Genomic DNA, 26181 nt, shown 5'->3' with positions numbered 1-26181 from the left:
TATTTTTTACTATATCATACTTTTACGATAAAGAACATAAATATACAATAAAAATAAGAAGGAATTACTCTTTCTTATCCTTCTCATCAATCAACGAATCTATTAACTTTTGACTAGCTTCCTCGGGCGTAATCTCATCTGTTATTCCCATAAACGACCAACCTTTAGAATCAACCCACTCAACAAACTCTTGTAAAAATTCATCATGTGTAACATCCACATCAAGAATCGATCCATTAATCGAAATCGTTCTATTTTTAGACACGCGCATCTTGAACGTTTTTCTTACCATTACAACTTTTCTCCCTCTACTTCTGAATATTTATAAAGTGAAACTTTCATCAACCCTCACCAATCGGACTTTTACGGCCATCCAGACTCCAACCTAACTTCTTTACTTTTGCTGAATTTCGAGGTAAGGGATCTTACTGCCTGCAAATAGCGAGATAAAATAATCATGTATCTCTGTTATACATGATTTTCAGTAAATTGTAAAAAGGATATATTGGCCAATTGGCATATTGAAACTGAAAATCTATCATTCTGCAAAAATATCAAATGATATGTAATTGATCATAAATGACTAAATAGATTCACATAAAAATAAAATAACTTACATTTTACCACACCAAATACAAATGACTTTCTTACAATGGAATGGAGTATACTAGAAGAAAACTTAAAATGAGGAGGAACCTCATGACGCGTTGTACGTATTGTAAAACGAAGTGGACAATAAAAGATGTATGGGCAATACTCGTGACATTTGAAAAGGATTGTCCGTATTGTTTTATGAGACAATATCTATCAAAGAAAACGGTGAACACTATGCCAGAACTTATAAGCTTACCTTTACATTTCTTACTCCCTTTTCTTGTTGATTTAAGTGCTGAAGGTCCTTTGGATTGGTATCGTAAATAATATAACCACTACATCCAAAGACTACTTTCTACTAAATTCGCTTCTCATCATTATTCCTTCATACATTACTAGCATAATCGCTTATACTTTCCCTTTTGAAGATTCTCTAGCTCAGCAGGAAGAGCGTCCCCTGAACAAGGTTTATCAATTATGACTTTAATAAACGATGATATATGCATACTGTTAAGCATAAAAAATTAGCATTAAGTTCCACTCAAATATTAATTGAAACCCAACACTCCATTTAATCTGTAATCTAGAATACAAGCAGTGTTTTTTATTATGCATTTTTGCATACAGTATTATTTTCTCTTGTAAATAGATAATAATGTTATATAATAAAACCAACATTTTACCAATAAAAGGTAATAATAAGTGGTGGAATAAGTAAATAACCAAAGCGTATTAACAGATTTGTTCTATGTAAATCATGATACATATATAGAATCAAAACTATGAAATTTTTTCTTGTGATTAGATTACTACAAGATGAAAGATTCATAGCGAATACACTTAAGGAAAAAACGTTCCATTAGATTAATATGATATCTATCGAACGAATTGAGAATATACTTAGGGGGAATTTCAAGTGAAAACATTTGGTAAAGTATTATTAACAGGAGCTTTAGCTTTAGGCGGTTTAACAGCTATGAACATTGATACACCAAAGGCACATGCTGACGGAGCAAGCGAGTTCTGTCGTTATATTTGTGGTCCTAGCGAAACGTTGAATGGCTTCACAATTCAATTACACGCTACAGAGTACAGCTACGGCCAAAATATGATTGCAAAAATCACAAATGATAGAGCTGAAGATGTGCGCTATCGTGTAACTATTGAAAAGAAATGGGCAAGTGGCTGGGGTTACTATGAAACTGACTTCAATTTTGGCTCCGAATTACCAGCTGGAACAAACGAAGAATTTTACAATACAACTGGTTTTGGGGGACAACTTCCAGAAAACGGGGAATATCGTTACAAAGTTAAAATTACAAATGCTGACGGTTCTGTAGATACAATTTATACAGCTTCAATGACACTTACAGGAAGATAGCTCATGAACGAGCTCCATTATTTACACTTGTATTTTTGATGATATCATTGATAATTGCGGTGATATTATTATTATTGAAATAAGCTCTTCTGGGCTTATTTTTTATATACAAATTGGAATAATAATATTCAGAAAATTACATCTTTACACTATTGAAGTTTGTTGCTATTATAAGAATACGTCAAATGTTACAATATTCAACAAATTATATAAATCCTCCGATTACACGAATGAAAACACATTGCTGGTCGTAATATTTATAGTTGGGATCCCGTAGCTCAGCAGGGAGAGCGCCACCTTGACAGGGTGGAGGTCGCTGGTTCGAACCCAGTCGGGATCATACTTTATGAGAAGTCTCAAATCCTTATTTTAAAGGGATTTGGGACTTCTTTTATTATGAAGCGATATTTCTATATGCATTTATAATCACAAACTGGTCACAATTTGGTCACTCTCCCTTGAATTTCACCTCTTCTATTTTCTCCTATATAACCCTACACAACATTTTTATCCTATCTTTAATACTATATAATATAAAATGTTAAATATTTCTAATATCATTTGTTAGGAGCTGAACAAAAATGAGAATCATAGTCACATTAGAAGATATGCAAAATCTTGCTGAATCCCGAGGGGGAAAATGTCTATCTGATCGTTATATAAATAGCCAAACTCATATGACTTTTCAATGTAAGAACGGACATGTTTGGAAGGCAACACCCGCAAAGATTAGGTTTGGGCGGTGGTGTAGAAAATGTAGTGGAAATGAAAAAAAGACTTTACAGGATATGCAAGAAATCGCAAAGAAACATGGTGGCGAATGCCTGTCATCTAGTTATATAAATAATAAGACAAAATTACTATGGAAATGTAAACATGGTCATAATTTCGAAGCCAATGCAGCTTTAATTTTCACTAGAGATAAGAAAGGGAGATTTTGCCCTAAATGTAGTGCTAGGAAAAGAGGAATTGAACGTAGACATACAATTGAGGATATGCAACAGTTAGCCTACAATAGAGGTGGAAAATGCCTATCAACTACTTATACTGATTCCCATACCAAACTAACATGGCAATGTACCGATGGACATATATGGAAGGCCAAGCCCAATCAGATTTTGTCTGGTAAACATTGGTGTCCCCATTGCACTCCGAACTTAACCGAAGAAAGAGTACGTTTTACTTTAGAAGCATTAACCAGTTTATCATTTAAATCTAATCGTGAAATCATAGCGCCTTATGAATTAGACGGATACAATGAATATCTAAACATTGGATTTGAATATAATGGAATTCAACATTATAAAATAGATGGATTCTTTATCAAAAATGAAAATGAGCTAATAGAACGCATTGAACATGATACAAAGAAAAAACAATTATGTAAGCAAAAAGGAATTAAATTACTTATTATTCCTACACACGACATATCAGATAAAACGAATGATGAACAACTCATTCAATACATAACACATATACTACTCACACAGAACATACCGATCAAACAAAATATTCATTCTATTGACAGTCGTACATTATATACCACATACATGTCTTCACTTTATGAACTTAATGAAATAGCAAAAACATACGGTGGACAATGCACGACTTCAGAATACAAAGGAAGTAAAACAAAAATTGAATTTGTATGTGCTAAAGGACATTACTTTATGAAAAGACCTTACGAAGTAAAACAAGGACAATGGTGCAAAGAATGTTACTTAGAATCCAGAAATGATGATTCTTACATGAACGCTGAAAAAGTACAATCTCTTTATGACCTACATAAAATTGCTGAGACACATGGTGGTAAGTGTATTTCTTTAAAATACAAAGATCGTAAAACTAAATTGGAGTTCGTATGTTCTAAAGGACACCATTTTATGAAGAGACCTTATGAGGTAATACAAGGACAATGGTGTAAGCAATGTTATTTAGAATTAAGAAAAACTAGCCCTCATTCGCATGCTAAGCAACAACAAGAACTCGATATGCTTGATAAAATAGCTCAAACACATAACGGTAGATGTATCTCCACAGAATATAAAAATCGCTATACTAAAGTAGAGTTCATATGTAGTGCTGGACATCATTTTATGAAAAGACCTTATGAAGTCATGAGAGGACAATGGTGTAAAGACTGTTATTTGTTTGATTTACAATCAAAATCATTTAAAAGACAATAAAGTCATTAAAATGTAAAACTAATATTTGGATTTAATATTTTTTATTTAGTTTATAATGAATTATATTGAATATTCGACTACTGAATATTCAACACTAGGACAGGCATTAGATAAATTAATATATAATTTGTAGGTGATGAGTATGGTGAAGTATGTTGATGAACATAAAGTAGGTAAGCCTATTTGTAAAAAAGAAAGAATAGTAGATAACGATAATTTGTTTATTGAAAAGCGAGAATTATTGAAAGTTGAATTAAATAAACAAGGTGACAAAATAGTATCTGTAATAATGATGAATCCATCCAAAGCTGATTCTAATCATTCTGATAGTACTGTAAATAAAATTATTAAAAAATTTTACGAGGCATCATTCCAAGAGGTAGCTAATGATGTTAAGTATGTAAATATATTAAACTTGTTGCCAATCTATAACCCGAATAATAAAGAACTTTTAAATAATATGAATACCATTATATTGGAATTTTCTAGCAACTACTTCCTTAATATATTGGAAAGTAATATTATGACAATAAGGAAAGAAATAGAAAATTCCCATTACATAGTATTAGCTTGGGGAATGCCCGAGAATTTCCCACTTCCTTTATATTTTGAGCAAGCTGCGAAAGTACTTAAGACTTTAGAACACTCAAATGATAATGTATATGTTTTTAAAATGAAATCGCTAAAAGGAGAAATTTATAATTTGACTAAACAGTTCTTGAATCCACCACATCCATCAAAAGGAGACATACTAGATTTAGTTGCTGTAGATGTGGAATCTCCTTATAGAATAGTGCCCAGATTGAGAGTAGAGTAGATTAGTAATCATCATATAAGATTAAGGACATGGATGATAATCATCCTAATTAAACAATTTTATTATCATTATCTTCTACGAATGAAACTCAATCAGAACTATAATAAACAGCTTTAAATCCCTTTCCAACATGAGATTGTGTGAAGAGGGTTGTTTTATGAAGATAAAACTAAACGATGTTATTATTTCCATACATTATTAGGCTTCTTAACATTTAAATTATTGAACAAAAAATGAAACAGCACCCCTTGGATGCTGTTTTTACTTTTTAACTCTTGACTACCGACTATTCAAAAAATAATTTATTAATTTTATCAGCAGACTCTATTTGCATACTTGGTAATACGTGACTATATGTATCCAAAGTAATCCTTATATTAGAATGACCTAATATTTCAGCTACAATTTTAGGATTAACACCTTGTTTTAATAATAAAGTAGCATGAGTGTGCCTCAAATCATGAAATCTAATACGCTGAATTTCCGCTTTTGTTATTAAATTATAAAATACTCGTAATAAATTTCTAGGACTGCATGGTGTACCAATATTAGTACATACAACAAGATCATTGTTATTATACAGAATGTCTCCCAATTTCTTCTCATTCATAATTATCTTTTTATGTTCTTTTAATACATTAATTGTTTCTTTAGGTAACATTATAGTCCTTACACTAGATTTTGTTTTTGCCCCAGATACAATTGTTTTACCATCATGGCTTAAAGTCTGTCTTACCGACAGCGAATCATTATTAAAATCAATATCTTTCCATCTGACTCCTAATATTTCACCTTGGCGCATACCTGTTGTCAATGCTAATAAAAATGCAACATAATATCTACTTTCTATTGCGACTTTTAGAAACCCCTTAACCTCTTCAACATCCCATACTTTGAATTCTGTTTTCGTTGCTTTTGGACGATCTACTAATGAAGCAACATTTCTTTTAATCATCCCCCATCGTTCAGCTTTATTTAGTGAGTTATTAATAAGTGAATGGATTTTTTGTATATTTTCTCTAGACAACTCATTCTTTCCAATTAACAAACTATAAAACTTTTGTATATCATTTGGCCCTAATTGAGAAATTTGGTATTCACCTAAATAGGGAATAATATATTTTTCTACTAACCAACTATAAGTTTTAAACGTAGAATCCTTAATAGTAATTTTTTTATCCTCTAGCCAATCATGAAGATAATCTTTATACAATACTTTAGAAGGCTCATTATATGTACCATGCTTCAATAAAGAATGTTCAGCCTCTACTAAAGCTTGTTGTGCTTCTCTTTTTGTTTTGAAACCACGTTTTTTCTTTTGTTTCCGTTTTCCATTTATCTTCCCTAGCTCTAAAATATAATACCATGTGTTACCCTCTTTCTTTACGGAACCAGCCAACCGTTTCTCACTCCTTCAATAAAATATACTTAACATTAGTTTTCTTCACTTATATCTCCTTCAAGCCAGCCAATAAATACCTTTTTCAAAATCTTAATACGTTTCCCTACTCTTACTATATGGAACTCATTAGAATTAACTAATTCATACGCTTGTCTTCTACCAATTCCAAGTATTTCTTGAATATGTATCACATCTAACACTGGTGGGTATTGCTCTATCATTTTTTTCATCTCAAATTCCTCCTATACACTTATTAAGCATCTAAAAACTTTCTTCTTCTAATTTCTTTTTGCTCTATAAAGGTTGTATCATTTTTTTGTAACTTATCTTCAAGCCACTGTTTAGCCATCTCGATTGTGCTTTCAATATCAACATGGTTATTTAAAGCACCTATTGTAATAAATAAACCAGTAACTTGATCTAATAGTTGTGCTGTATTTCCTATCTTTACTCTCTCTCTTACTGCTGAAGAGGTATCTTGATTTATATACGCCTTTTGAATAACCAACCACTTTTGCGATACTTCCCATCTGGTTTGATTCGCATCTTCAGTTGGAATTTTCAGTGTCAACCACTTTGTTGTTAAGTACATCCATATTCCATCTTCTTCATTAATGAATTCTTCAAGCGAATTAACACCAAATTCTTTTAAACCTTTCCTTCTAATTTGGAATTCCACTCGCCAGACATCTTTTTCTTCATTCCAGCTCTTTTCTTTCCATACTTGATGAAACCATGTTTTTTGTGATGTCTTAATTTCAAGCGTTTTATTATAAATCCGACCTAATAGTGGTTGCCCTCGCCCAATTGTAAAACCACTAAAATTCCTTCCATTGTAATATTCGTCATTCACAAAATGCTTTGTCTTTCCTTTAGCTCTAGTAATAATTTGACCTATATCTTCTTCTAAAAATTCAATCTCATCAGTATCGACACAAATATCAATTCGAGATACTTTCGTACAATTAATCTCACCTTTAAAACATTCAAACCATTTATAAAATCTCTCAACAGCTCCTTGAAAACCGAATGACCATAAATAAGATGAAAGAAAACGAACTTTAATTGGTGGTGTATTCAATACAGGTTGATCCATAAAATATATAAGAAAATCATCACAAGATAATTGGTACTCATAAAAAGGGATGCCCTTTCTATGTACCTTTAAATTCACATTATTAATATTTATTTCTCTTTCCCTTCCAGTATCTTGCGCCTCATTCTTCATAGATGATAATACTTCCCAAAACTCTTTAAAATTCTCAAAATAACCGGATAATTCTAAACCAAATTCTACTGTATCAATTCCTTTAACTATCATGGTGAATCCCCCTAAGTTTGTAATTTGAACCCAGCATGTTATATGGGTGCTGGGTTCCTAACCGATGTAATGCCTCAGTCTTGACATGGAGCCTCTGTAAGCCCTGCTAGACAGGCTTTGCGGCCAGTCCTCAAAGAGGCCTGTCCAGCTAAGACAAGCCTGGCAGAGCTTACCTCTCCAAATCAAGACCTAGCCGACCCTCCGCTTCGCTCCACGTCGGTATCAGCTTCGCTTGTACCTAAGCTTCGCCGAATTTCTATAATTCTTTGTACAAGTTTCTTCTCAACTTTCCGTTGAATTATTCTTGTTTTTTCTAACTGCTTTAAATATTTTTCAACCTCTTCTATAAATCTATTTGCACTAATATGAAACACCACCCAATAACGGATTCCGTTAGTTATAATCAAAAAATATATAAACAAAATTAACGGATTTAGTTAGATTATACTAACGTAATCCGTTAATTTCAACTTTATTTTATATTTTTTTTCAAAATCCGTTAATAATGTTAAAATACACATAGATATAACAGAGAATGGAGAGAACATTATCTATGAAGGAGAAAGGAATACTAGAGAAGTTTTCAATCGGATCACAAATTAAATTACTAAGAAAAGAAAGAAAATGGACTCAACAACAACTAGCAAAAAATATTAATGTTTCTTCTCAAGTAATATCAAACTGGGAAAGAGGGTATACAACTCCTACCGCTAAGGATATTGCAATGCTTGCAAAAGCATTTAATGTTAATACAAATATGATTCTGACCAGTCATAATAAAGAAGAAATAGCTAACTATCTTACAGGGACAATGGCAATCAGTACATTGGTTCAAAACTTTGCAGAAACTTATGGAGACGACATAGTAGTTCAATTTTTTAATAATAATTTAAATATTGAAGAGCTATTAAATTCAAATATAAAACTTAATTTTAACGGACAAGTTCTAACAGATTCCGATAAACAAAAAATCCTTAATCTGATTAAGGTACTGTATCAATAAAATTCTCCTTAAATACAGATACAATATTTTTATATTCAATCAGACATCTAAATTTTTCAAGGGGGATTATTAAACAGTCTAATAATCCCCCTTAATCACATTTTAATTATCATTTTTTCTTATAAAAAGCTATATAGTCTCTAATGCTTAATTATTAGCCTTTTGAATGAAATTAGTAGGCCACTCCTAGTATATAAGCAATTCCTACCGCGCTTCGCTTGCTGACCTCTATAAAATAATTTAGAAATTCATTCTAAATCATTTTATAAAGGTAAAAATCTTCTCTTTATAAAAATAGCCTTGTAACCTTCTCATTATGATTTTATATAGAGACTCTGCTAAACAATATTATTGATTTTTTAGCAAAACCAAAGGACTTTTGTATTCTTTGGTTTGCTCCTTATTAAACCGGTGCTACTCGTTAATGGAATACGACTTCAAATAGAAGGGATTCATTAGTGATACGAAAAAGGTTATTGCATATTTCAAAGAGCGTCTAGATCCGAAGTTACCGAGTTACTATATGATTATTGAAGGAAAAAATAATACTATAATAAATAACTTATTGTTAAATATGCATGGCAAATAACAAAGAAAATAATAAATAGTTGCAGAAACTATTTATTATTTTCTTTTCCCATATAAAAAGGATTAAATCCAGTTTTATTTTCATTATTTAGCTCATCAAACTTATCCACATTTAACCCCAGCTCTTCGTATTTTTTATCATCAAATATAAATATTTGCACATCTTCTTTTGAAACGTCTTCATAAAATTTTGAAATAATTGTTCCTATCGAACTTATATTTTCTTTATCAAAAGGCTTTGAAATATGATCAAGAACCAAAATTGGGATTATTGGTGTTCGTTCTTCACAGATCAAAAGTTTTATAAAGGCTAAATATCCGCATAATTGAACTAGCGTATGTCTTGCCATACTTCCCATAACATAATTTACTTCTTCTAATTTGTCCTTATTTTTTATCCTCTTTCTAGACTGTAGTACATTACCCCTTTTAATATATTTGATTCTGAATCCTTTTTCATTTATATCTGTATTTACTATCTCTGAAACTCTATATGCTGATTTATAAAGTTCTGTTATATAGTTAGAAAATTGATCTGTTTTTTTAATATCATCTGCATTTTGAAGATTTTTCAAATCTTCCTTTAAAGTTTTCATTTTTTGGGTCTTGATTTGTAACTCTTTATCAACATCATATACATCATCGCTAAGATATTCTTCGATCAGCATTATCGCTTTGATTTTTTCATCAACTGAAAAAACTTGAAATCTAGATTCATTATCCTGTAACTGTTTTTTCAATTGTTCCCTTTTATCCTTCAATTTTAAGATAGCCTCATCTTTAATTAAATATTTAGAAAATGATATCGCATCATCCATTTCTTCTAAAAGTTCAGTTAGAGGCTTCGTTAAATACGTTAACTCTTTATTATCATTTAATAATTCGTTTAATACTTGTAACATCACTTTCCTATTTTCATATTCTTTAAGCATTTCCTTAGAATCATGCTGTCTATTTTCATAAATTTTTATTTGTTCATCAAGCTCGCTATAAGAAGCTTCTAATTCTGATATAACTTTAGATTTGATTGGTTTTTTTTTAGCATTTAATTGTTTATACTCTTTGATAAACGCCAAAACTTCCAATGTATTTTTACCATTATAAATTCTAGTAGAGCTTAATTTTTTTAAATTATTATTAACCTGGGATTTAATAAAAGAATATTTAGAAGCCTTTTCTTTAAGCTTGGCTATATCCTTTTGAAGAATTTTTAGTTGATCTTGTAATAAGAAGATTTTTTCAATATTCTTATTAAATATGTAATTTAATACTGAACTCAACTTTGTATAATATTTTACATCTCTACATTTATCTAAAAAATTATATGTTAATCCTTGTCCTTTTTCTCCCAAAAAATTAAACATAGTAAATGTCCTAAAAGTCAAATGCTCATTAGTAAATTGTTTTAATTCCTTGAGTATATCGTCGTTTGCAAAAACTGCGTTTAGCTTTTCTTTATACTCTTTTAAATTTATATAATCCTTTTCGTCAAAAGAATCCTTTTGATAATAAAAATAATTTTTTTCTTTATCCAATGTTCTTACAACACTATATTTAATTTTTTTATATTCAAAAATCATTAAAGCTTTTTCAAAGGAATCTTTATACCATACTTTTTTAGAAATATCTTCAGAAGAGCCTAACATAAAATCAATAAATTTATAAAACTCTGTTTTACCGGTACTGTTTCCACCTTTAAAGTAATTTATTCCTGTTTTAAACTCATAAGTGAAACATTCATTACTAGGAGAATATATTTGTAATTCGATAATTTTAAACACTGGATAGAACCTCCTTCAAAAATTGTTTATCTGATATCTTCTCACTTTCTTTAATAGCTTTTATTAAAAACGTGTTACTTTCAAACTCCCCGCTACTATACTTATCTTTTAATACATGAAGTATGCCATTTCCGAAATGTAAAATATCATTTTTCACTAATAAATCTATAGCCATTATTATATATTTCAATTCATAAAAAAAATATTCATCACCAGCTAGTATAGATAAGCTCTTATACATAAGATCCTTTGTATTCTTAGCGTTATATATTTTAAAGTTTTCTACATCTTCCTTTTTTATCAAATATGCATAAACTACAGTTTTAGGTAATGTTAGCTCTCTTTGGACATGAAATAATTCATTTAAAATTTTACAATAGCTGCTTAATAACAACACCTCTGATTGCAGCTTTAAATTACTCACATTCCTCATCCTTCCATGAAATTTTTTTATCATCATCTGTATTCTCTTTTGTGAGGAAAATAGCTGAACCCCATCTTATTTGTTCATTATTAGCATAGGAATTAGACTCATTTTTAGTTCCATCTAATCTAAAAAATGGATGCTCTTTTTTTTCAAGCCTTAATCTTCGTTTAACCGATGAAAAATTAGCATAAGTCGTATCTTCAATAGATTCAATTTTTTGTACTCTATGTCTCCCTAGGATCATTAAACGATAACGACTATAGTACAGCATGTATATCAGATGATCTTTCATTTCCCTTGAATCAAGTTCACATTCATTGAGCTGTATATACTCCCTACTACCAACTATTTTTTCATCTTTTATATTCAAAGCCTTTTTAGTTTCTTTATATTGTGAGTAATCAAGCTCCACATGTTTATCATTAATTTCACACGATATCTTTTCAACTAATTCTAGAAACTCAGAACGGTTTATAGTATAAGCTTGCTGATTATTGATTTTTTCTAAAATTTCATATGTTATCTTTTCTAAAAGTGTTTTAATACGATAAATATAAACTTTTTCTTTATCTTCTCCATCCCTTTTTCTAAATAAATCTTCATATGCCTTCATTATGCTATCATCAATATTTTCTACAGGTTTAAATTCAACTTTACCTTCAACAGCTTTATATGTATCTATAAATAATGTCTTATTATTTATAAATTGCTTTTTTAACTTTCCAATTATAGATCTTGGTTTATCTTTTAATTCTTCTTGATCAATTTTTAAGAATAAATCTTCTGCTGTCATATTAAATAGAATATTTTTATTGCCATAACTCTCTGGTGTCACTAAGGTATATTTGGAAATATTACTCTTATAACTCTCTAATAAAATCCAATTCATTAAAACTTTTAAAGCTGTTCCATTATCTATTTTTGTTCTCTTTACTTGAATAGCTTCAATTTTATTTTCTTTAAAGAGAGTATGGTTAAAGGAACTTTCATTTGAATCAAGTGTGTCTATATCTGTTTCTTTTATAGTTACATCATCATACGTCTCAAATTCTAGCTGCATATTTGATTTTAATTTTACAAGATACAATACAAAGACTCTTATTTGATAAGAGAAACCACCTAATGTATGTATTCCACTCGAATCTGTTTCAAATACATCTGCCAAAAATTTCACCTCAGTTCTAAATCTACTATAATTTTCTAATTAAATTAATTATAACAGTCATTAAATATTTATTTAACTTCAATTTCCATAAATTTTTCTTGCGACCATTTAGACATAGCCGTTTTTCTAACCAAGAATGCTATATTCAGTCAAGCTTCTCTTCCAAGTCACTAATTACTTCATCAACTGCTTACTTTTCAAACTTAGATCCTCTACGTCTCTTTGCTCCCATTCCACCAACTGTTTATTAATAATTTTCTTTGCACCATGAAATTCATTTTTGCAGTAATCTATTGTTGCTGGTCACCTAATGGTCACACACTAGCGAAAACCAACGAAAACTACAGTTCAATTAAATTTTAAAAGTTTCCTTAAACCCTTAATATAAAGTCATTTTTGGACATTTTTGAACACTAAGGGAAATTATACTCCCGACCTTGACAGGGTGGAGGTCGTGAGTTCGAGCCTCTCCGGGGTCATATGAAAAAGAGACACCATATCAACCTTCTACGTGATATGGCGTCTCTTTTTTATCTCATTCAATTACTTCCCACCAAACATCTTCTCCAAAGACTTCGCATTTGCAAACAATACTTCTTTCAAGTTATCGTCAGCAACGATTTTATAGTCGCCATCTTTGTCTTTCTTTAAGTTCAATGTAACTTCGCGAGTTGCCATTGCTGCATCTTTATCTGTTAAGTTTTTGATGATAGTTGAGGTCATTGTTTTTTCGATTGCTTTTTCAGATTGTTCTTTGTCTTCACTAAATGCGCTAGCGAAGGCCATTGGCACAACTTCTCCCACTGCTTTTGTTACAGCAACGGATAGATCAGCAGATGTAATTTTCACTTTCACTTCTGCTTTGTCATCCTTTTTCGATACTTCTTCTAGCTTTTCAAATTTAAAGTTCTTTGTAATTGCACTTAGCATTGCTTTTGCCTCAGCATCATCTGTTTTTTCATTTAGTTTATTAAATTCCTTGTCACTCTCAACAAATGTACGAGCTTTTTCTACATCACCTTTTTGTATCGCTGTTAAAAATTCTTCTGTAGTATCTTTCGGATTTGCACACCCTGCTAAAACACCTGCTGTTAATCCTACTACCATCATTAATAGCAATAATCTCTTTATCTTTTGCACACTCATTCTCCTCTTATCTTTTCTAGTAAGTCAGCATCATACAATATTATGAAACTTACATTACAAACATTTTTTAGTATAGCATTTATATGATTCGTTCCCTATTAATTCCCAAAAGATAAAGGACCTTGCAGCATTCCTACAAGGTCCCTCTTCTATCAATCTATATCCGTAGCACAAATGAACCACATTTTCTGCTCCCTACTACCCGCCACCATCCACATACTCCAATCAAAAATCATAAGCAATAACCAAAGTGATATATTAATATCAGTAAATAATAAATATAAAATGTAATCTCTCTTTTGTATTGCTCCTCTATTCATCAAAATGTAAGCGGCACCGATAGGAGGAAAAAGACAAATATTTTTCTTAACGACCACGGATACAAAGTTACTGTCTGCATATGAATCCCCTTTTCATCATAATACTTGCTTCAACATCGGTCTCACTACCCTATATTCATCACTATAAGCTTCCTTTATGATTAAAGGCGGGTAATCACTTTTTTCTTCCTCAATCATTATGAATACTTCTGTTTTCTCTTGTAATGTATTAGATTCACTATTTTTAGTAGGTTTTCTACTTGTTTTAATTTTCTTTGTTACTTCGCCAAGTTTTTGCCCAACTTCTTCTACTTTGGCAGGTTCATTCGTAACATATTATTCTTGTTCGTCCCATACTAATATAGGTGGCACTTGTTCTCTTTTGTTACATATTATATAAGTAGTACTAGCAACAAGTAGTATACAAGTTAATAAATAGAAGATAGTTCTTTTATTCATATACTACACTCCTTATCTATCATTTCATTGGATTATATAACACAAATTATTTACGGTAAATGGATTAGGTGGTAATTTTTAGGTTTAATAATAAAAAAACCTTACCGAAGTAAGGTTCCGTTTTTACATTCTATAGTGACTGATTAATTAATACGATCATTACAATAATTGCTATAAGCATAACAACTAAACAGCCGATTAATTTATAAAATCCTCGCTTCGTTAACGTCCCACCTTGAACGTCTTTACGAATAAATAAGAATACGGCTAAAAATAATACAAGCCCAATGCCAAAAGCATACATCATTTGCATATCTTAATCTTCCTTTCTCTCCTCCATCTTAATATCTTTTTGCTAAAACAACAAATGAGATAAAGACGGTACTCATTGTAAGTGCCATAAGTATATTCAATAATTCAGTAGCTGATAGTGTAAGTATTTTTAAGTTTAAGCCGATAGAGAAAAGAAGATAATATGCCGTTAATGCAAAAAAGGTTACAAACATTCCTTTATAACGAATAAGTTTCATTCGCTCATCTTTTTCTTTAAATTGTGGGTGCAAGTAACTAAGGCAGAAACACATAATCATCATTGCAAGTAACGTATAAGTAGGACTTGGCGGTGCAGAATGCGTCATTATACCTGTTAATATCATAAATCCACTCATAAATAGAAAAGTAATTCCCATAATCACAAAGTACTTTTGTGAATAATTCATCCCTATTCCCCCTCTTCTTTTCCTTCATAAATAAATACATGTTCTATTGTTGTCTGAAATGTTTTCGCTATTTCAAATGCTAGCGGAAGTGATGGATCGTATTTCCCTTTTTCAATTGAGATAATGGTTTGTCTGGAAACTCCAAGTTTCTCAGCCAACTTTTCTTGAGATAGTCCAAATTTTTTCCGGTATTCGACCATTTTATTTTCCAAGGAAATTTCTCCCTCCTTCCATATACCGAGTATATATGTAAAGGAAACTTTACGTCAAGTTCCCTTTACATATATTTTGATTATTATTCACGCTATTTATATAGAAGAAACTTTTTTAAATTTCAGCACGTCTATTTTGAAGCGAAACACGGAACACTGTAAATAGCTGTTACTATATCTCCTCACTTCTTTTTTTAAAATTTAATATCTCCATATTTGTTTTATCCTTTTAAAATATTTCATTTATTTCTTTATTCCACGAAATGCGTTATTTGTTTTACGGTGTTTTTCGTCATATTTATAGAAACTAACTGTTTATGAAGCATTTTTTATGTTTAGCAACTTTTTTTGTAGAAATCCTTCACTTTCCTTTCAATATTTAACACTATCTAAATAAAGTTTACGGTAAATTCATAATTTTTTATTTTTTATACTATATTCCGTTATATTGTTGTATAATATCTATGAAAGCGCTTATTATTTCAATATACATAATTCAAACTATTTTTATCGAAACATTCTAACTATTATACCTATATTTAAATGCAACAATTATAGCTATTAGTATAGGCATACCAAATATATCCACCCCATTTTTCTGTAAAATTACTTTATAACATGAAAGATTAACTTGGGTGATAAGTTATTGTGAATGTTTTTTTACAAAACAGATAAGTAATAGTGTTTGGTATTATGTAAATTATTGTAATAACATAAGAGTAAAGAAAACATTTACATTGATTACTGATTCATTACTTATTGAAAAAGAGCAAAATGCACCTTTGTATGGAAAAGGATTATATGCATTGGGAGGTTTAAACAAATGACGAGGAAGAATACAACGACAAACCCTTGGGCCAAGTTCCACGGTCCGAACCTTGGTTATGTTATTGAGCAGTATGATCTTTACGTAACTGGAGCAGGTTCTGTTGATCCGGAATTACAAGAGCTTTTTGAAATTTTTGGAGCTCCTTCGTTTCAAGATGATGTCGTAACAGGGGACAACACAGCAACACATTTTTCTCCTCAAAACACAGGTAACATTGAAAAAATTCTTAAAGTCGTTCAACTTGTTGAGCAGATTCGTTCTTTCGGGCACACGTTGGCTCACATCAACCCGATGGAAGATGCTGCAAATGGACAATCTCTTCTTGAGAAAGCAATGAACGAACTGAGCAATGCTGACTTGAAAGCGATTCCAGCGAAAACAGTATGGCCAGATGCACCAGAAGGTATTCACACTGCACTTGATGTAATTCATAGATTAAAAGACGTTTATACAAAATCTTTAGCTTATGAATTTTCTCATATACAAGATAGTGAAGAACGCGCGTGGTTGCATCAAATGGTGGAATCAAATTCATTGCGTCAACCACTATCAAATAAAAAACGAACTGCTCTTTTAAAACGTTTAACAGCTGTTGAAGGTTTCGAGCAATTCTTGCATAAAACATTCGTTGGGCAAAAACGTTTCTCTATCGAGGGCGTTGATATGCTTGTACCTGTTTTAGATGAAATTGTTCTAGAAGGTGCTAAAAACGGCGTAGAGGATGTCATGATTGGTATGGCTCACCGCGGTCGCCTAAGCGTACTTGCTCACGTATTAGAAAAACCATATAGTCACATGTTTGCTGAGTTCAAACATGCAAAAATAGAAGGCGCAGTAGCCAATTCTGGCTGGACTGGCGACGTGAAATACCACCTAGGTAGAGAACAAGTCGTTAGTAACGAAGAAGTTAGCACTCGCGTTACATTAGCAAATAACCCGAGTCATCTTGAGTTCGTGAATCCTGTAGTAGAAGGTTTCGCACGTGCTGCTCAAGAGAATCGTAAAAAATCTGGTCTTCCAGATCAAGATACTTCAAAATCATTCGTAATTTTAGTTCATGGTGATGCTGCATTCCCTGGTCAAGGTATTGTATCTGAGACACTCAACTTAAGCAGATTGAACGCGTATCAAACAGGCGGAACGATTCATGTTATCGCAAACAATGCAGTTGGTTTTACGACTGATAGCTATGATTCTCGTTCTACGAAATATTCAAGTGACCTTGCAAAAGGTTTCGATATTCCGATTGTTCACGTGAACGCTGATGATCCGGAAGCTTGTCTTGCAGCTGCTAACCTTGCGATTCAATATCGCATGTTGTTCAAAAAAGATTTCTTAATCGATTTAATTGGTTACCGCCGCTACGGTCATAACGAAATGGATGATCCAGCAGTTACGCAACCACAAGTGTACAAAAAAATTAAAAACCATCCAACTGTAAGAGCAATTTATGCAGATCAATTACAAGCTGCTGGTGTTCTAAATGCAGATGAGGTTGAAACAATTACACAGTTTACACAAGAGCAATTAAAATCCGACTATGCACAAGTACCACCAGCTGATACGAGTGATGCAACAATTCACGTTAAAGTACCAGATGTTGTTGCAAAAGGTATTCAGTCAATTGATACTGGTGTTGAGATTGACTCACTTCGTGCAATTAATGAAGGTCTACTATCTTGGCCAGAAGGCTTTAACGTATATCCAAAAGTGAAGAAAATTCTTGAGCGCCGTAAAGATGCTCTTGAAGAGAACGGTAAAATTGAATGGGCACTTGCTGAATCATTAGCATTCGCTTCTATTTTACAAGAAGGTACGCCAATTCGTTTAACTGGTCAAGATTCACAGCGTGGTACATTCGCACACCGTCATATCGTATTACACGATACTGATACAAATGAAACATATTCACCGTTACATCGCTTACCAAACATTAATGCTTCGTTCTCTGTTCATAACAGTCCGTTATCAGAGGCTGCTGTTGTTGGTTACGAATATGGTTATAACGTATTCGCTCCAGAAACTCTTGTTATGTGGGAAGCGCAATATGGTGACTTCTCAAATACTGCGCAAGCATTATTTGATCAATATGTTTCAGCTGGAAGAGCAAAATGGGGTCAAAAATCTGGTTTAGTTCTTCTATTACCACACGGTTATGAAGGTCAAGGACCAGAGCACTCTAGTGCACGTCCAGAGCGTTTCTTACAGTTAGCTGCTGAGAATAACTGGACAGTTGCAAACTTAACGAGCGCGGCTCAATACTTCCATATCCTGCGTCGTCAAGCATCTATCTTAGGAACAGAAGCTGTTCGACCATTAGTATTGATGACGCCGAAGAGTTTATTACGTCACCCACTTACGCTTTCAACTGCTAGTCAGTTAAGCGAAGGACGTTTCCAACCTGCTTTAGAACAAGAAAACCTTGGCATGAAACCAAATAAAGTAAAACGTCTTGTTTTAAGCACAGGTAAAATGGCAATTGACTTAGCAGCAGAAATCGAGTCTGGTAAACATGAGTACAACTTAGACGAAGTTCATGTCGTTCGTATTGAGCAATTGTACCCATTCCCTGCTGAGAAAGTTCAATCTATTATTAAACGCTTTAAAAACTTAGAAGAAATCATTTGGGTTCAAGAAGAACCTCGTAATATGGGCGCATGGCATTACATGGCTCCAATTCTGTTCGAACTTGCTGGAGATAAAGTGAAAACAGGTTACATTGGACGTCCTGATCGCTCTAGTCCATCTGGCGGCGATCCATTCGCTCACAAAGCTGAGCAAGAACTAATTGTTGCACATGCTTTAGATGTGAAGTATAACTTCCGTCAAGATAAACAAGAAATTGAAGTTTACAGCAACTAAAAAGTAACAATGAAGGTTTCTAGCTTGTTCCTTGGGCAGAATATCTGCCCAAGGCCAGGCTAACAAATGGAGATTACCGAAGACAAAAGAAGAAAAAACACACCGTTAGGCAAATAAGGGGAGGACATTTAAAATGATCGAAATTAAAGTACCTGAGCTTGCAGAATCTATTACTGAAGGAACTATTTCACAATGGCTTATCAACGTAGGCGACAAAGTTGAGAAAGGTGGCAGCGTTGTTGAGCTTGAAACTGATAAAGTCAATGTAGAAATCATTGCAGAAGATTCAGGTATTGTATCGAAGTTACTAGGCGAACCTGGGGATACAGTTGAAGTTGGAGCAACTATCGCAATTTTAGATGCTAATGGAGCACCAGTTGCAGTAAGTACACCTGCACCGGCTGCTGAGCAACCAAAACAAGAAACGGCTGAAGCACCGAAAGCTGCGGCACCAAATGGTGAGCAAACTGCAACACTACAAGGTTTACCAAATACAGACCGTCCTATCGCATCACCAGCTGCTAGAAAAATGGCTCGTGAATTAGGAATCGACTTAAACGACGTACGTAGTACAGATCCACTTGGACGCGTGAGACCACATGATGTACAAGCTCATGCTGCAGCACCAAAAGAAGCACCAGCTGCTCCAAAGAGTCCAGCTCCTGCTCCAGTTGCAAAAACGGAATTCGAAAAACCAGTTGAGCGCGTGAAAATGTCCCGCCGCCGTCAAACAATTGCAAAACGTCTTGTAGAAGTTCAACAAACATCTGCAATGTTAACAACATTTAACGAAGTTGATATGAGTGCGATCATGGAATTACGTAAAGAACGCAAAGATGCTTTCGAGAAAAAACATGATGTACGTCTTGGCTTCATGTCATTCTTCACAAAAGCAGTTGTTGCAGCATTAAAACAATTCCCACTATTAAATGCTGAAATTCAAGGTGACGAGCTTATCATTAAAAAATTCTATGATATCGGTATTGCAGTAGCAGCTCCAGATGGATTAGTTGTTCCAGTTGTACGCGATGCTAACCAATTAAACTTCGCTGAAATCGAAAGCGAGATTCGTGAATTAGGTAAAAAAGCACGCGATAACAAACTTTCATTAAAAGAACTACAAGGTGGTACATTTACAATTACAAACGGTGGTGTATTCGGTTCTCTAATGTCAACACCGATCCTAAATAGCCCTCAAGTTGGTATTTTAGGAATGCATAAAATTCAAGTACGCCCAGTTGCAATTGATAACGAGCGTATGGAAAACCGCCCAATGATGTACATTGCTTTATCTTACGATCACCGTATTGTAGATGGTAAAGAAGCAGTTAGCTTCCTTGTTGCTGTTAAAGATATGCTTGAAGATCCAAAGTCATTATTATTAGAAGGTTGATAGATTAAAAATCTATTAAAGGCTGTAGAATGATTCATTCTACAGCCTTTTTTTATTGTGTTCATACGGGACAAATTTCATGACATAAGGTAATAATGTATGCCTAAACGTAAGGAGGATTAAAATGAATAACCTTCCAATTCATGCAAAACTTAAAGTAAATAAGGATACTTTCTTCCTCCCCGATTCAAACGGGGGTGTCTATTTTCGAAATAACGCCAGTTCATTTCGCATGGACGGTGATGGAATTTATGACTGGATTGAAAAATTAATGCCAATGTTTAACGGGAATTATTCTTTAGCAGAAATAACCGATGGCCTCCCTCTCCCCTATCAAAATCGAGTATTTGAAATTGGAGAGATTTTATATGAAAATGGTTTCGTTCGCGATGCAAATCAAGATGCACCTCATGAATTAAACAGTACATTACTCGACAGATATGCTTCACAAATTGAATTTTTAGAAGCTGATTCTCATTCAGGTGCTTTAAAATTTGAAACATACCGCGGAGCAAATGTCCTTGTACTTGGCTCCGGAGATATGCTTACTTCTTTAGTTTCTTCTTTATTAGAATCTGGTTTACCTACATTTCATTACCTCGTTACAGATCGAGATGAAACAAACTATGACAGAATACATGAGCTAATAGAACGTGCATATGAAGTTGATAATAGTGTACTCCTTCAAGAAATCGATACTACAATTGACCGTCCCTTGCATGAAGTATTCGAACCTTTTGATTGGATTTTATATGTTTCTCAAAATGGAGACATTGACGGTTTAAAAACAGTTCACACTATTTGTAGAGAAACGAAAAAGAATTTTATACCAGCTATTTGTTTATCAACACTCGGTATAGCTGGACCTGTCGTAACGGAAAATCGTGATGAATGCTGGGAATCCGCATGGCATCGGCTACATGAAACGACTTTGCAAAATGAAAATTCATCGGATTCCTTCTCACCAATTACATCTGCCATGTTAGCAAATGTAATCGTTTTTGAATTGTTTAAACATGTCGCGGATGATTCATATCGTGAAAAAGAATCACAATTCTTTTTATTAAACTATGAAACACTTGAAGGAACGTGGCATCCTTTTATAAAACACCCTCTTGCAACTGATGAAAGTTTTACAATTGATACGATAGAAAATCTTTCTGAAAAACTTGAGCATCGGTCGAACCAACATACTTCAACTGATGTATTCCGATTTTTTGACTCATTAACTTCTAAAGAATCCGGTATATTCCATGTATGGGATGAACAAGATTCATATCAATTACCGTTATCACAGTGCTATATTCAAGTAGCCAATCCACTATCAGATGGCCCAGCTCCCCTTCTGCCTCTTATGACTCGCAGTGGATTGACTCATAATGAAGCACGCCGAGAAGCTGGTTTAACAGGAATTGAAACATATGTAGCAGAAATCATTCACCGCCTTATTCCTGAACATAACGATATCGGTATCGGGGCTGGAGAAACGATGACAGAAGGATTTTACCGGGCACTACAACAACATTTAAACAATAAATTGTATGAGCGGCAATCACATATGCTAGAAGAACTTACAACGATTGATTTAACTGATATTCACGATAAACATTGTAGATTTTATTACGATGCCCTTGCTACAATTCATGAAACACCTAAAATCGCAATGAGCGAAGAGATTCTTAGTTTTCCAGTCGTTTGGGTTGGTATAAATGATAGATGGTACGGTGCATCTAATATTAATATGACGTTAGCGTTACGGAACGCACTACAACTATCACTGCTCCACATTCAAAGTGAAGAGACTCCTTACAGAGCTAATATCTTGCCTGAATCGTCTATTATTTTATATGACACGGATTCTTTTAGAGTGGAAATACAAGCGGAAGAAGACATTCCAAGCGTACAATCTTTACAACTCGCCTTACAACATTTAGAAGAACATAATTTTTACCCATTCGTATTTGATTTAGCAATTGAACCATTTTTGAAAGAAAGCTTAGACGGTGTATACGGAGTATTAATTGCAAAGGAGGACGGTCTATGACTCAAAATATATTGCTTATAGGAGATGGCCTTCTTGCAGACTATGTACATGATCAATTATGCAAACAATATTCCATCATTCGCCAGCATACCCTTACAGAAGAACTTCCTGAAAATATTCATCTCGCTCTCGTATTACATGATGGATCTCCTTCTACTATTCATCATGATGCTGAGCTAATTTTTCGGTCAAAACATATCCCGTGGCTACGTGGTTTTACTTCATTTGGCGAAGGTATTATCGGTCCTTACATTCATCCTCTTGCGCCCGGATGTTCCCATTGTTCTGATGGACGCCGTTTTATCGCTGGCTTTGATCAAAAAGAAATGTGGGAACTACAGCGGAAATATGCCTTTAAAGCAGATAATGTAACGAGGCGTGATGTACGTGCCACCCAAAATGGAATGTTGCAAATGTGCCATATTATTTGCGCAGAAACAGAAAAAATATTAACTCATAACCATTCCTCTTTAGAAAATGAACTTATTTTACTAAACTTACAAACATTACAATGTACGCGGCATTCTTTTCTTCCAGATCCTCTCTGTCCTGTATGTAGTAATTTACCTGATGATACTGCGGATGCGGCGGAAGTTTCTTTACAACCGAGTTTAAAAGTAAGCACCGAAACGTATCGCTGCCGTTCCATTCATGAATTAAACACATTTTTAACAAGAGACTATTTAGATTATCGGGTCGGTATGTTGAACGGCAAAATACAGCATTCTTTATTACCATTCGCTGACGTCATTATAAACATGCCATTAATGTTTGGAAATGAAGGTGTTGCAGGCCGAACTCATTCATTTGCAGTGAGTGAAGCAACTGCCATTTTAGAAGGTTTAGAACGATATTGCGGTATGTCGCCTCGTGGAAAAAAAACAAATGTGCATGGTAGTTTTCATGATTTAGAGGAACATGCACTAAATCCCCTCACACTCGGTGTACATACAAATGAACATTACAATCGTAATAATTTTCCATTTAAACCGTTTGATCCTGATTATGAGCAAAACTGGGTATGGGGATATTCTTTATCACAAAACAGACCGCTTTTAGTTCCTGAATCAATTGCTTATTACAGCCTCGGTCATCGAGATGCTTTCGTGTATGAAACATCAAATGGATGTGCAATTGGCGGTAGTTTAGAAGAAGCGATTTTTCACGGCATTTTAGAAATTGTAGAGCGTGATGCCTTCTTACTCACTTGGTATGCCGAATTACCTCTTCCCCGCCTTGATCTTAATTCAGCAAATGATACAGAATTACAATTAATGATCCAGCGGTTACGTACGATTACCGGATATGAATTATACGCTTTTAATGCGACGATGGAACACGGCATCCCGAGCTTATGGGTAATTGCAAAAAATACGCGTGAAAATGGAATGAACGTTGTTTGTGCGGGAGGCGCTCATTTAGATCCTATTCGAGCCTTAAAAAGCGCCATTCAAGAAATAGCAGGCATGTTACTTATAACAGACGATGAGCTCGAGCACAAAAGAGAATACTACGAAAAATGCTTACAAGATCCTTATTTCGTTAATAAAATGGAAGACCATAGTATGCTGTATGGATTGAAAGAAACGGAAGAACGTCTTCACTTCCTTTTACGAGAAGATGCACCGGTGCAAACGTTCCAAGAAATGAATGTATCACAATCATTTGATATGGATTTAACATCCGATCTCCACCAACTTTTAAATCGTTTGCATCAATCTAATCTGGAAATAATTGTTGTAGATCAAACCGTTCCCCTTATAGAAAAGAACGGACTATACTGTGTAAAAGTTATTATTCCAGGCATGTTACCGATGACGTTCGGACACCATCTTACTCGGGTTACAGGATTGGACCGGGTATATACCGTACCGATGACACTTGGATATACAGACGAACCTTTAACGAATGAAAAATTAAATCCACATCCACATCCGTTTCCATAGTAAAGGAGGGATTTCATGCAGCTAGATACTTTTTTACATCATCTCCATTTCTCTATCGATGAAATTATGCCGAATCATGAGGTGGACTGGAAAGACGCACCGCTTCCTTATAAATTATATCGAAATGTACCTACCATCCCGCTCTCCTTAGAAATCCCGTTATCTTTATCGAACTCTTCTACTACACCTACTCTAAATGAGATTGGTTATTACCTTTGGTATTCATTTGGTGTAACACAATTATGTCAGCTAAATAGCGAGAGAAATGTATTACGTAGATCCATTCCTTCAGGCGGTGCCTTATACCCGAATGAATTGTATATCTATTTAAAGGTTGACGATTATCCAGACGGCATTTACCATTATGACGCCGCACATCACCGACTTATTTTACTTCGCGAAGGAAATTTCGATTCTTATTTAACAGACGCACTCGGTAATCGCTGTAATATACATGATTGTTTCGGTGCTGCATTCGTATCGACTATGTTTTGGAAAAACTTCTTTAAATACAATAACTTTTCATATCGACTTCAAGGATTAGATAGCGGGGTTCTCATTGGACAATTACTAGAATGTGCAAAACAGTTCGGTTATACGAACGGCGTATACTTTCAATTTCTAGACCGTGCACTGAACCATTTACTCGGATTGTCAGAAGGTGAAGAAAGTTTGTATGCCGTTATTCCTTTAAGTACAGAGCCAGAAACTAATTGGTTTCACAATGATTACCGTGAAAATAAAACAGTTACTTCTCATGAGTTGTTGCAACAAATTCCGCCGCTCGCACATGAACATTTCATTCGCTCAAAACATGTAGATGAATATCCGATGATAACAAAAATAAATGAAGCTTCTATGATCGAATCGACAGCACACTTCCAAACACTACATCATGAAGAGCACTATCAACATAATACGTACGCTGTACAGCTACCAAAAGTAGAACGGTTATCGTATGATTTCTTGCAACTTTGCAGAAAACGATATTCTCCTGATGCGGACTTTATTTTAACGAAATGGGATGCAGCCGAGCTCGCTACTTTACTACAAGAAGCGAGTCTCTCCTTCCCCTATTACAACGATCTTGACGGTAAGTATACAAATGAAAATACACGCATCTCCTTATATGGATGTTTTTATAACGTGAAAAATATTAAAAACGGGGCTTACGCTTATAACAGTAAAACACATTCCATACAACCAATTCGATATGGAGACCTTCGCTACCCACTTCAGTCTAGTATGACGATGGATAACGTTAACCTTTTTCAAGTACCACTTTGCTTACATGTAGTCGGAAAGAAAGATTACTATACACGTGCATTAGGCTATAGAGGATACCGCATTCACCAAATGGAAGCAGGTATACTCGTTCATAAACTCATTTTCGCTGCAACTGCTATGGGGATGGGCGGGCATCCGTTACTAAGTTTTGATACAAATTCATGTGATCAATTGTACGGTATTGATGCTGGGAATGAAACATCTCTTATTCAAGTTCCAGTTGGGGCATATCGGGCGCGGAATTGGTTAAAAGGGGCTTTGCATAGTTAAAAGCACGCCGATGGACGGCGTGCTTTTTT

Annotated in this window: 21 protein-coding genes, 1 tRNA gene and 2 pseudogenes; 11 read left to right on the top strand and 13 right to left on the bottom strand. The window is 33.7% G+C overall.

What is annotated here, in order from left to right:
• Window positions 1-64 precede the first annotated feature (64 nt).
• On the bottom strand, window positions 65-292 hold the full coding sequence (locus BAQ53_RS06190) for a hypothetical protein (RefSeq protein WP_000251856.1): 228 nt from the start codon (window positions 290-292) through the stop codon (window positions 65-67).
• Between the two features lie 407 nt (window positions 293-699).
• Here BAQ53_RS06190 and BAQ53_RS06185 point away from each other — a divergent pair, with 407 nt between their 5' ends.
• From BAQ53_RS06185 to BAQ53_RS06165, 5 genes are all read left to right on the top strand, one after another.
• On the top strand, window positions 700-921 hold the full coding sequence (locus BAQ53_RS06185; RefSeq protein WP_208906619.1) for a hypothetical protein: 222 nt from the start codon (window positions 700-702) through the stop codon (window positions 919-921).
• Window positions 922-1510: 589 nt separating this feature from the next.
• Window positions 1511-1975: a hypothetical protein gene (locus BAQ53_RS06180; RefSeq protein WP_000846650.1), complete on the top strand. Its 465-nt coding sequence runs from the start codon at window positions 1511-1513 to the stop codon at window positions 1973-1975.
• Between the two features lie 267 nt (window positions 1976-2242).
• Window positions 2243-2315 (top strand) — tRNA-Val (locus tag BAQ53_RS06175).
• A 241-nt stretch (window positions 2316-2556) separates the two neighbouring features.
• Entirely contained in the window at window positions 2557-4161 is a 1605-nt protein-coding gene (locus BAQ53_RS06170) for a PDDEXK family nuclease (protein WP_208906618.1), read from the top strand.
• 145 nt (window positions 4162-4306) lie between these two features.
• On the top strand, window positions 4307-4978 hold the full coding sequence (locus tag BAQ53_RS06165; protein ID WP_208906617.1) for a DUF1643 domain-containing protein: 672 nt from the start codon (window positions 4307-4309) through the stop codon (window positions 4976-4978).
• A gap of 286 nt (window positions 4979-5264) precedes the next feature.
• On the opposite strand, the gene BAQ53_RS06160 is transcribed toward BAQ53_RS06165, so the two are convergent.
• The 3 genes from BAQ53_RS06160 to BAQ53_RS06150 are packed head-to-tail and all read right to left on the bottom strand — an operon-like array spanning window position 5265 to window position 7701.
• A complete protein-coding gene (locus BAQ53_RS06160; protein ID WP_208906616.1) occupies window positions 5265-6377 on the bottom strand; it encodes a tyrosine-type recombinase/integrase in 1113 nt (370 codons plus the stop codon).
• Between the two features lie 35 nt (window positions 6378-6412).
• A complete protein-coding gene (locus BAQ53_RS06155) occupies window positions 6413-6610 on the bottom strand; it encodes a helix-turn-helix domain-containing protein (RefSeq protein ID WP_130067334.1) in 198 nt (65 codons plus the stop codon).
• 23 nt (window positions 6611-6633) lie between these two features.
• Entirely contained in the window at window positions 6634-7701 is a 1068-nt protein-coding gene (locus BAQ53_RS06150) for a replication initiation factor (protein WP_208906615.1), read from the bottom strand.
• 553 nt (window positions 7702-8254) lie between these two features.
• On the opposite strand from BAQ53_RS06150, the gene BAQ53_RS06145 reads away from it, so the two are divergent.
• Complete coding sequence (locus BAQ53_RS06145) at window positions 8255-8704, top strand: helix-turn-helix domain-containing protein (protein ID WP_244161471.1); 450 nt, start codon at window positions 8255-8257, stop codon at window positions 8702-8704.
• Between the two features lie 617 nt (window positions 8705-9321).
• On the opposite strand, the gene BAQ53_RS06140 is transcribed toward BAQ53_RS06145, so the two are convergent.
• The 9 genes and pseudogenes from BAQ53_RS06140 to BAQ53_RS06105 form a co-directional block, all read right to left on the bottom strand.
• Window positions 9322-11073 (bottom strand): coiled-coil domain-containing protein, encoded by a 1752-nt coding sequence (locus BAQ53_RS06140; RefSeq protein WP_208906613.1) that lies wholly within the window; start codon window positions 11071-11073, stop codon window positions 9322-9324.
• Entirely contained in the window at window positions 11066-11497 is a 432-nt protein-coding gene (locus tag BAQ53_RS06135) for a hypothetical protein (RefSeq protein ID WP_142327519.1), read from the bottom strand. Before BAQ53_RS06135 ends, BAQ53_RS06140 begins: the two co-directional genes overlap by 8 nt.
• A complete protein-coding gene (locus BAQ53_RS06130; protein WP_208906612.1) occupies window positions 11490-12665 on the bottom strand; it encodes a hypothetical protein in 1176 nt (391 codons plus the stop codon). The genes BAQ53_RS06135 and BAQ53_RS06130 overlap by 8 nt, the downstream gene beginning before the upstream one ends.
• Window positions 12666-13208: 543 nt before the next feature.
• Window positions 13209-13805, bottom strand: a complete 597-nt coding sequence (locus BAQ53_RS06125; RefSeq protein WP_001169497.1) for a DUF4878 domain-containing protein — start codon at window positions 13803-13805, stop codon at window positions 13209-13211.
• Window positions 13806-13963: 158 nt separating this feature from the next.
• Window positions 13964-14211: pseudogene (locus tag BAQ53_RS26180) on the bottom strand (hypothetical protein).
• Window positions 14212-14227: 16 nt separating this feature from the next.
• A pseudogene (locus BAQ53_RS06120) lies at window positions 14228-14590 on the bottom strand (hypothetical protein).
• A 130-nt stretch (window positions 14591-14720) separates the two neighbouring features.
• The gene (locus tag BAQ53_RS06115) at window positions 14721-14903 is read right to left on the bottom strand and encodes a DUF3976 domain-containing protein (protein ID WP_001178294.1); all 183 of its coding nucleotides are present in this window, start codon (window positions 14901-14903) and stop codon (window positions 14721-14723) included.
• A 28-nt stretch (window positions 14904-14931) separates the two neighbouring features.
• Entirely contained in the window at window positions 14932-15309 is a 378-nt protein-coding gene (locus tag BAQ53_RS06110; protein ID WP_208906611.1) for a permease, read from the bottom strand.
• Window positions 15310-15311: 2 nt separating this feature from the next.
• Window positions 15312-15521: a helix-turn-helix transcriptional regulator gene (locus BAQ53_RS06105; RefSeq protein WP_000428506.1), complete on the bottom strand. Its 210-nt coding sequence runs from the start codon at window positions 15519-15521 to the stop codon at window positions 15312-15314.
• An 823-nt stretch (window positions 15522-16344) separates the two neighbouring features.
• On the opposite strand from BAQ53_RS06105, the gene odhA reads away from it, so the two are divergent.
• The 5 genes from odhA (at window position 16345) to BAQ53_RS06080 (ending at window position 26152) form a co-directional block, all read left to right on the top strand.
• On the top strand, window positions 16345-19212 hold the full coding sequence (gene odhA / locus BAQ53_RS06100; RefSeq protein ID WP_000197156.1) for a 2-oxoglutarate dehydrogenase E1 component: 2868 nt from the start codon (window positions 16345-16347) through the stop codon (window positions 19210-19212).
• Window positions 19213-19345: 133 nt separating this feature from the next.
• Window positions 19346-20605 (top strand): 2-oxoglutarate dehydrogenase complex dihydrolipoyllysine-residue succinyltransferase, encoded by a 1260-nt coding sequence (gene odhB / locus BAQ53_RS06095; protein WP_208906610.1) that lies wholly within the window; start codon window positions 19346-19348, stop codon window positions 20603-20605.
• A gap of 124 nt (window positions 20606-20729) precedes the next feature.
• Window positions 20730-22649, top strand: a complete 1920-nt coding sequence (locus BAQ53_RS06090) for a putative thiazole-containing bacteriocin maturation protein (protein WP_001061558.1) — start codon at window positions 20730-20732, stop codon at window positions 22647-22649.
• On the top strand, window positions 22646-24595 hold the full coding sequence (locus tag BAQ53_RS06085) for a TOMM precursor leader peptide-binding protein (protein ID WP_000192987.1): 1950 nt from the start codon (window positions 22646-22648) through the stop codon (window positions 24593-24595). Before BAQ53_RS06090 ends, BAQ53_RS06085 begins: the two co-directional genes overlap by 4 nt.
• A 15-nt stretch (window positions 24596-24610) precedes the next feature.
• Complete coding sequence (locus BAQ53_RS06080) at window positions 24611-26152, top strand: SagB family peptide dehydrogenase (RefSeq protein WP_001175551.1); 1542 nt, start codon at window positions 24611-24613, stop codon at window positions 26150-26152.
• Window positions 26153-26181 lie beyond the last annotated feature (29 nt).

Source organism: Bacillus sp. B25(2016b) (assembly GCF_001679765.1).
GTDB classification, from domain to species: Bacteria; Bacillota; Bacilli; order Bacillales; family Bacillaceae_G; genus Bacillus_A; species Bacillus_A thuringiensis_K.
Note: the sequence above shows the minus strand (reverse complement) of the source record. Positions and strands in the feature narration are given on the sequence as shown.

Coding starts and splice junctions, on each gene's coding strand:
- odhA (WP_000197156.1), top strand. CDS start 16,345: ATGACGAGGAAGAATACAACGACAAACCCTTGGGCCAAGTTCCACGGT.
- BAQ53_RS06185 (WP_208906619.1), top strand. CDS start 700: ATGACGCGTTGTACGTATTGTAAAACGAAGTGGACAATAAAAGATGTA.
- odhB (WP_208906610.1), top strand. CDS start 19,346: ATGATCGAAATTAAAGTACCTGAGCTTGCAGAATCTATTACTGAAGGA.
- BAQ53_RS06110 (WP_208906611.1), bottom strand. CDS start 15,309: ATGAATTATTCACAAAAGTACTTTGTGATTATGGGAATTACTTTTCTA.
- BAQ53_RS06080 (WP_001175551.1), top strand. CDS start 24,611: ATGCAGCTAGATACTTTTTTACATCATCTCCATTTCTCTATCGATGAA.
- BAQ53_RS06155 (WP_130067334.1), bottom strand. CDS start 6,610: ATGAAAAAAATGATAGAGCAATACCCACCAGTGTTAGATGTGATACAT.
- BAQ53_RS06150 (WP_208906615.1), bottom strand. CDS start 7,701: ATGATAGTTAAAGGAATTGATACAGTAGAATTTGGTTTAGAATTATCC.
- BAQ53_RS06145 (WP_244161471.1), top strand. CDS start 8,255: ATGAAGGAGAAAGGAATACTAGAGAAGTTTTCAATCGGATCACAAATT.
- BAQ53_RS06090 (WP_001061558.1), top strand. CDS start 20,730: ATGAATAACCTTCCAATTCATGCAAAACTTAAAGTAAATAAGGATACT.
- BAQ53_RS06115 (WP_001178294.1), bottom strand. CDS start 14,903: ATGCAAATGATGTATGCTTTTGGCATTGGGCTTGTATTATTTTTAGCC.
- BAQ53_RS06170 (WP_208906618.1), top strand. CDS start 2,557: ATGAGAATCATAGTCACATTAGAAGATATGCAAAATCTTGCTGAATCC.
- BAQ53_RS06190 (WP_000251856.1), bottom strand. CDS start 292: ATGGTAAGAAAAACGTTCAAGATGCGCGTGTCTAAAAATAGAACGATT.
- BAQ53_RS06085 (WP_000192987.1), top strand. CDS start 22,646: ATGACTCAAAATATATTGCTTATAGGAGATGGCCTTCTTGCAGACTAT.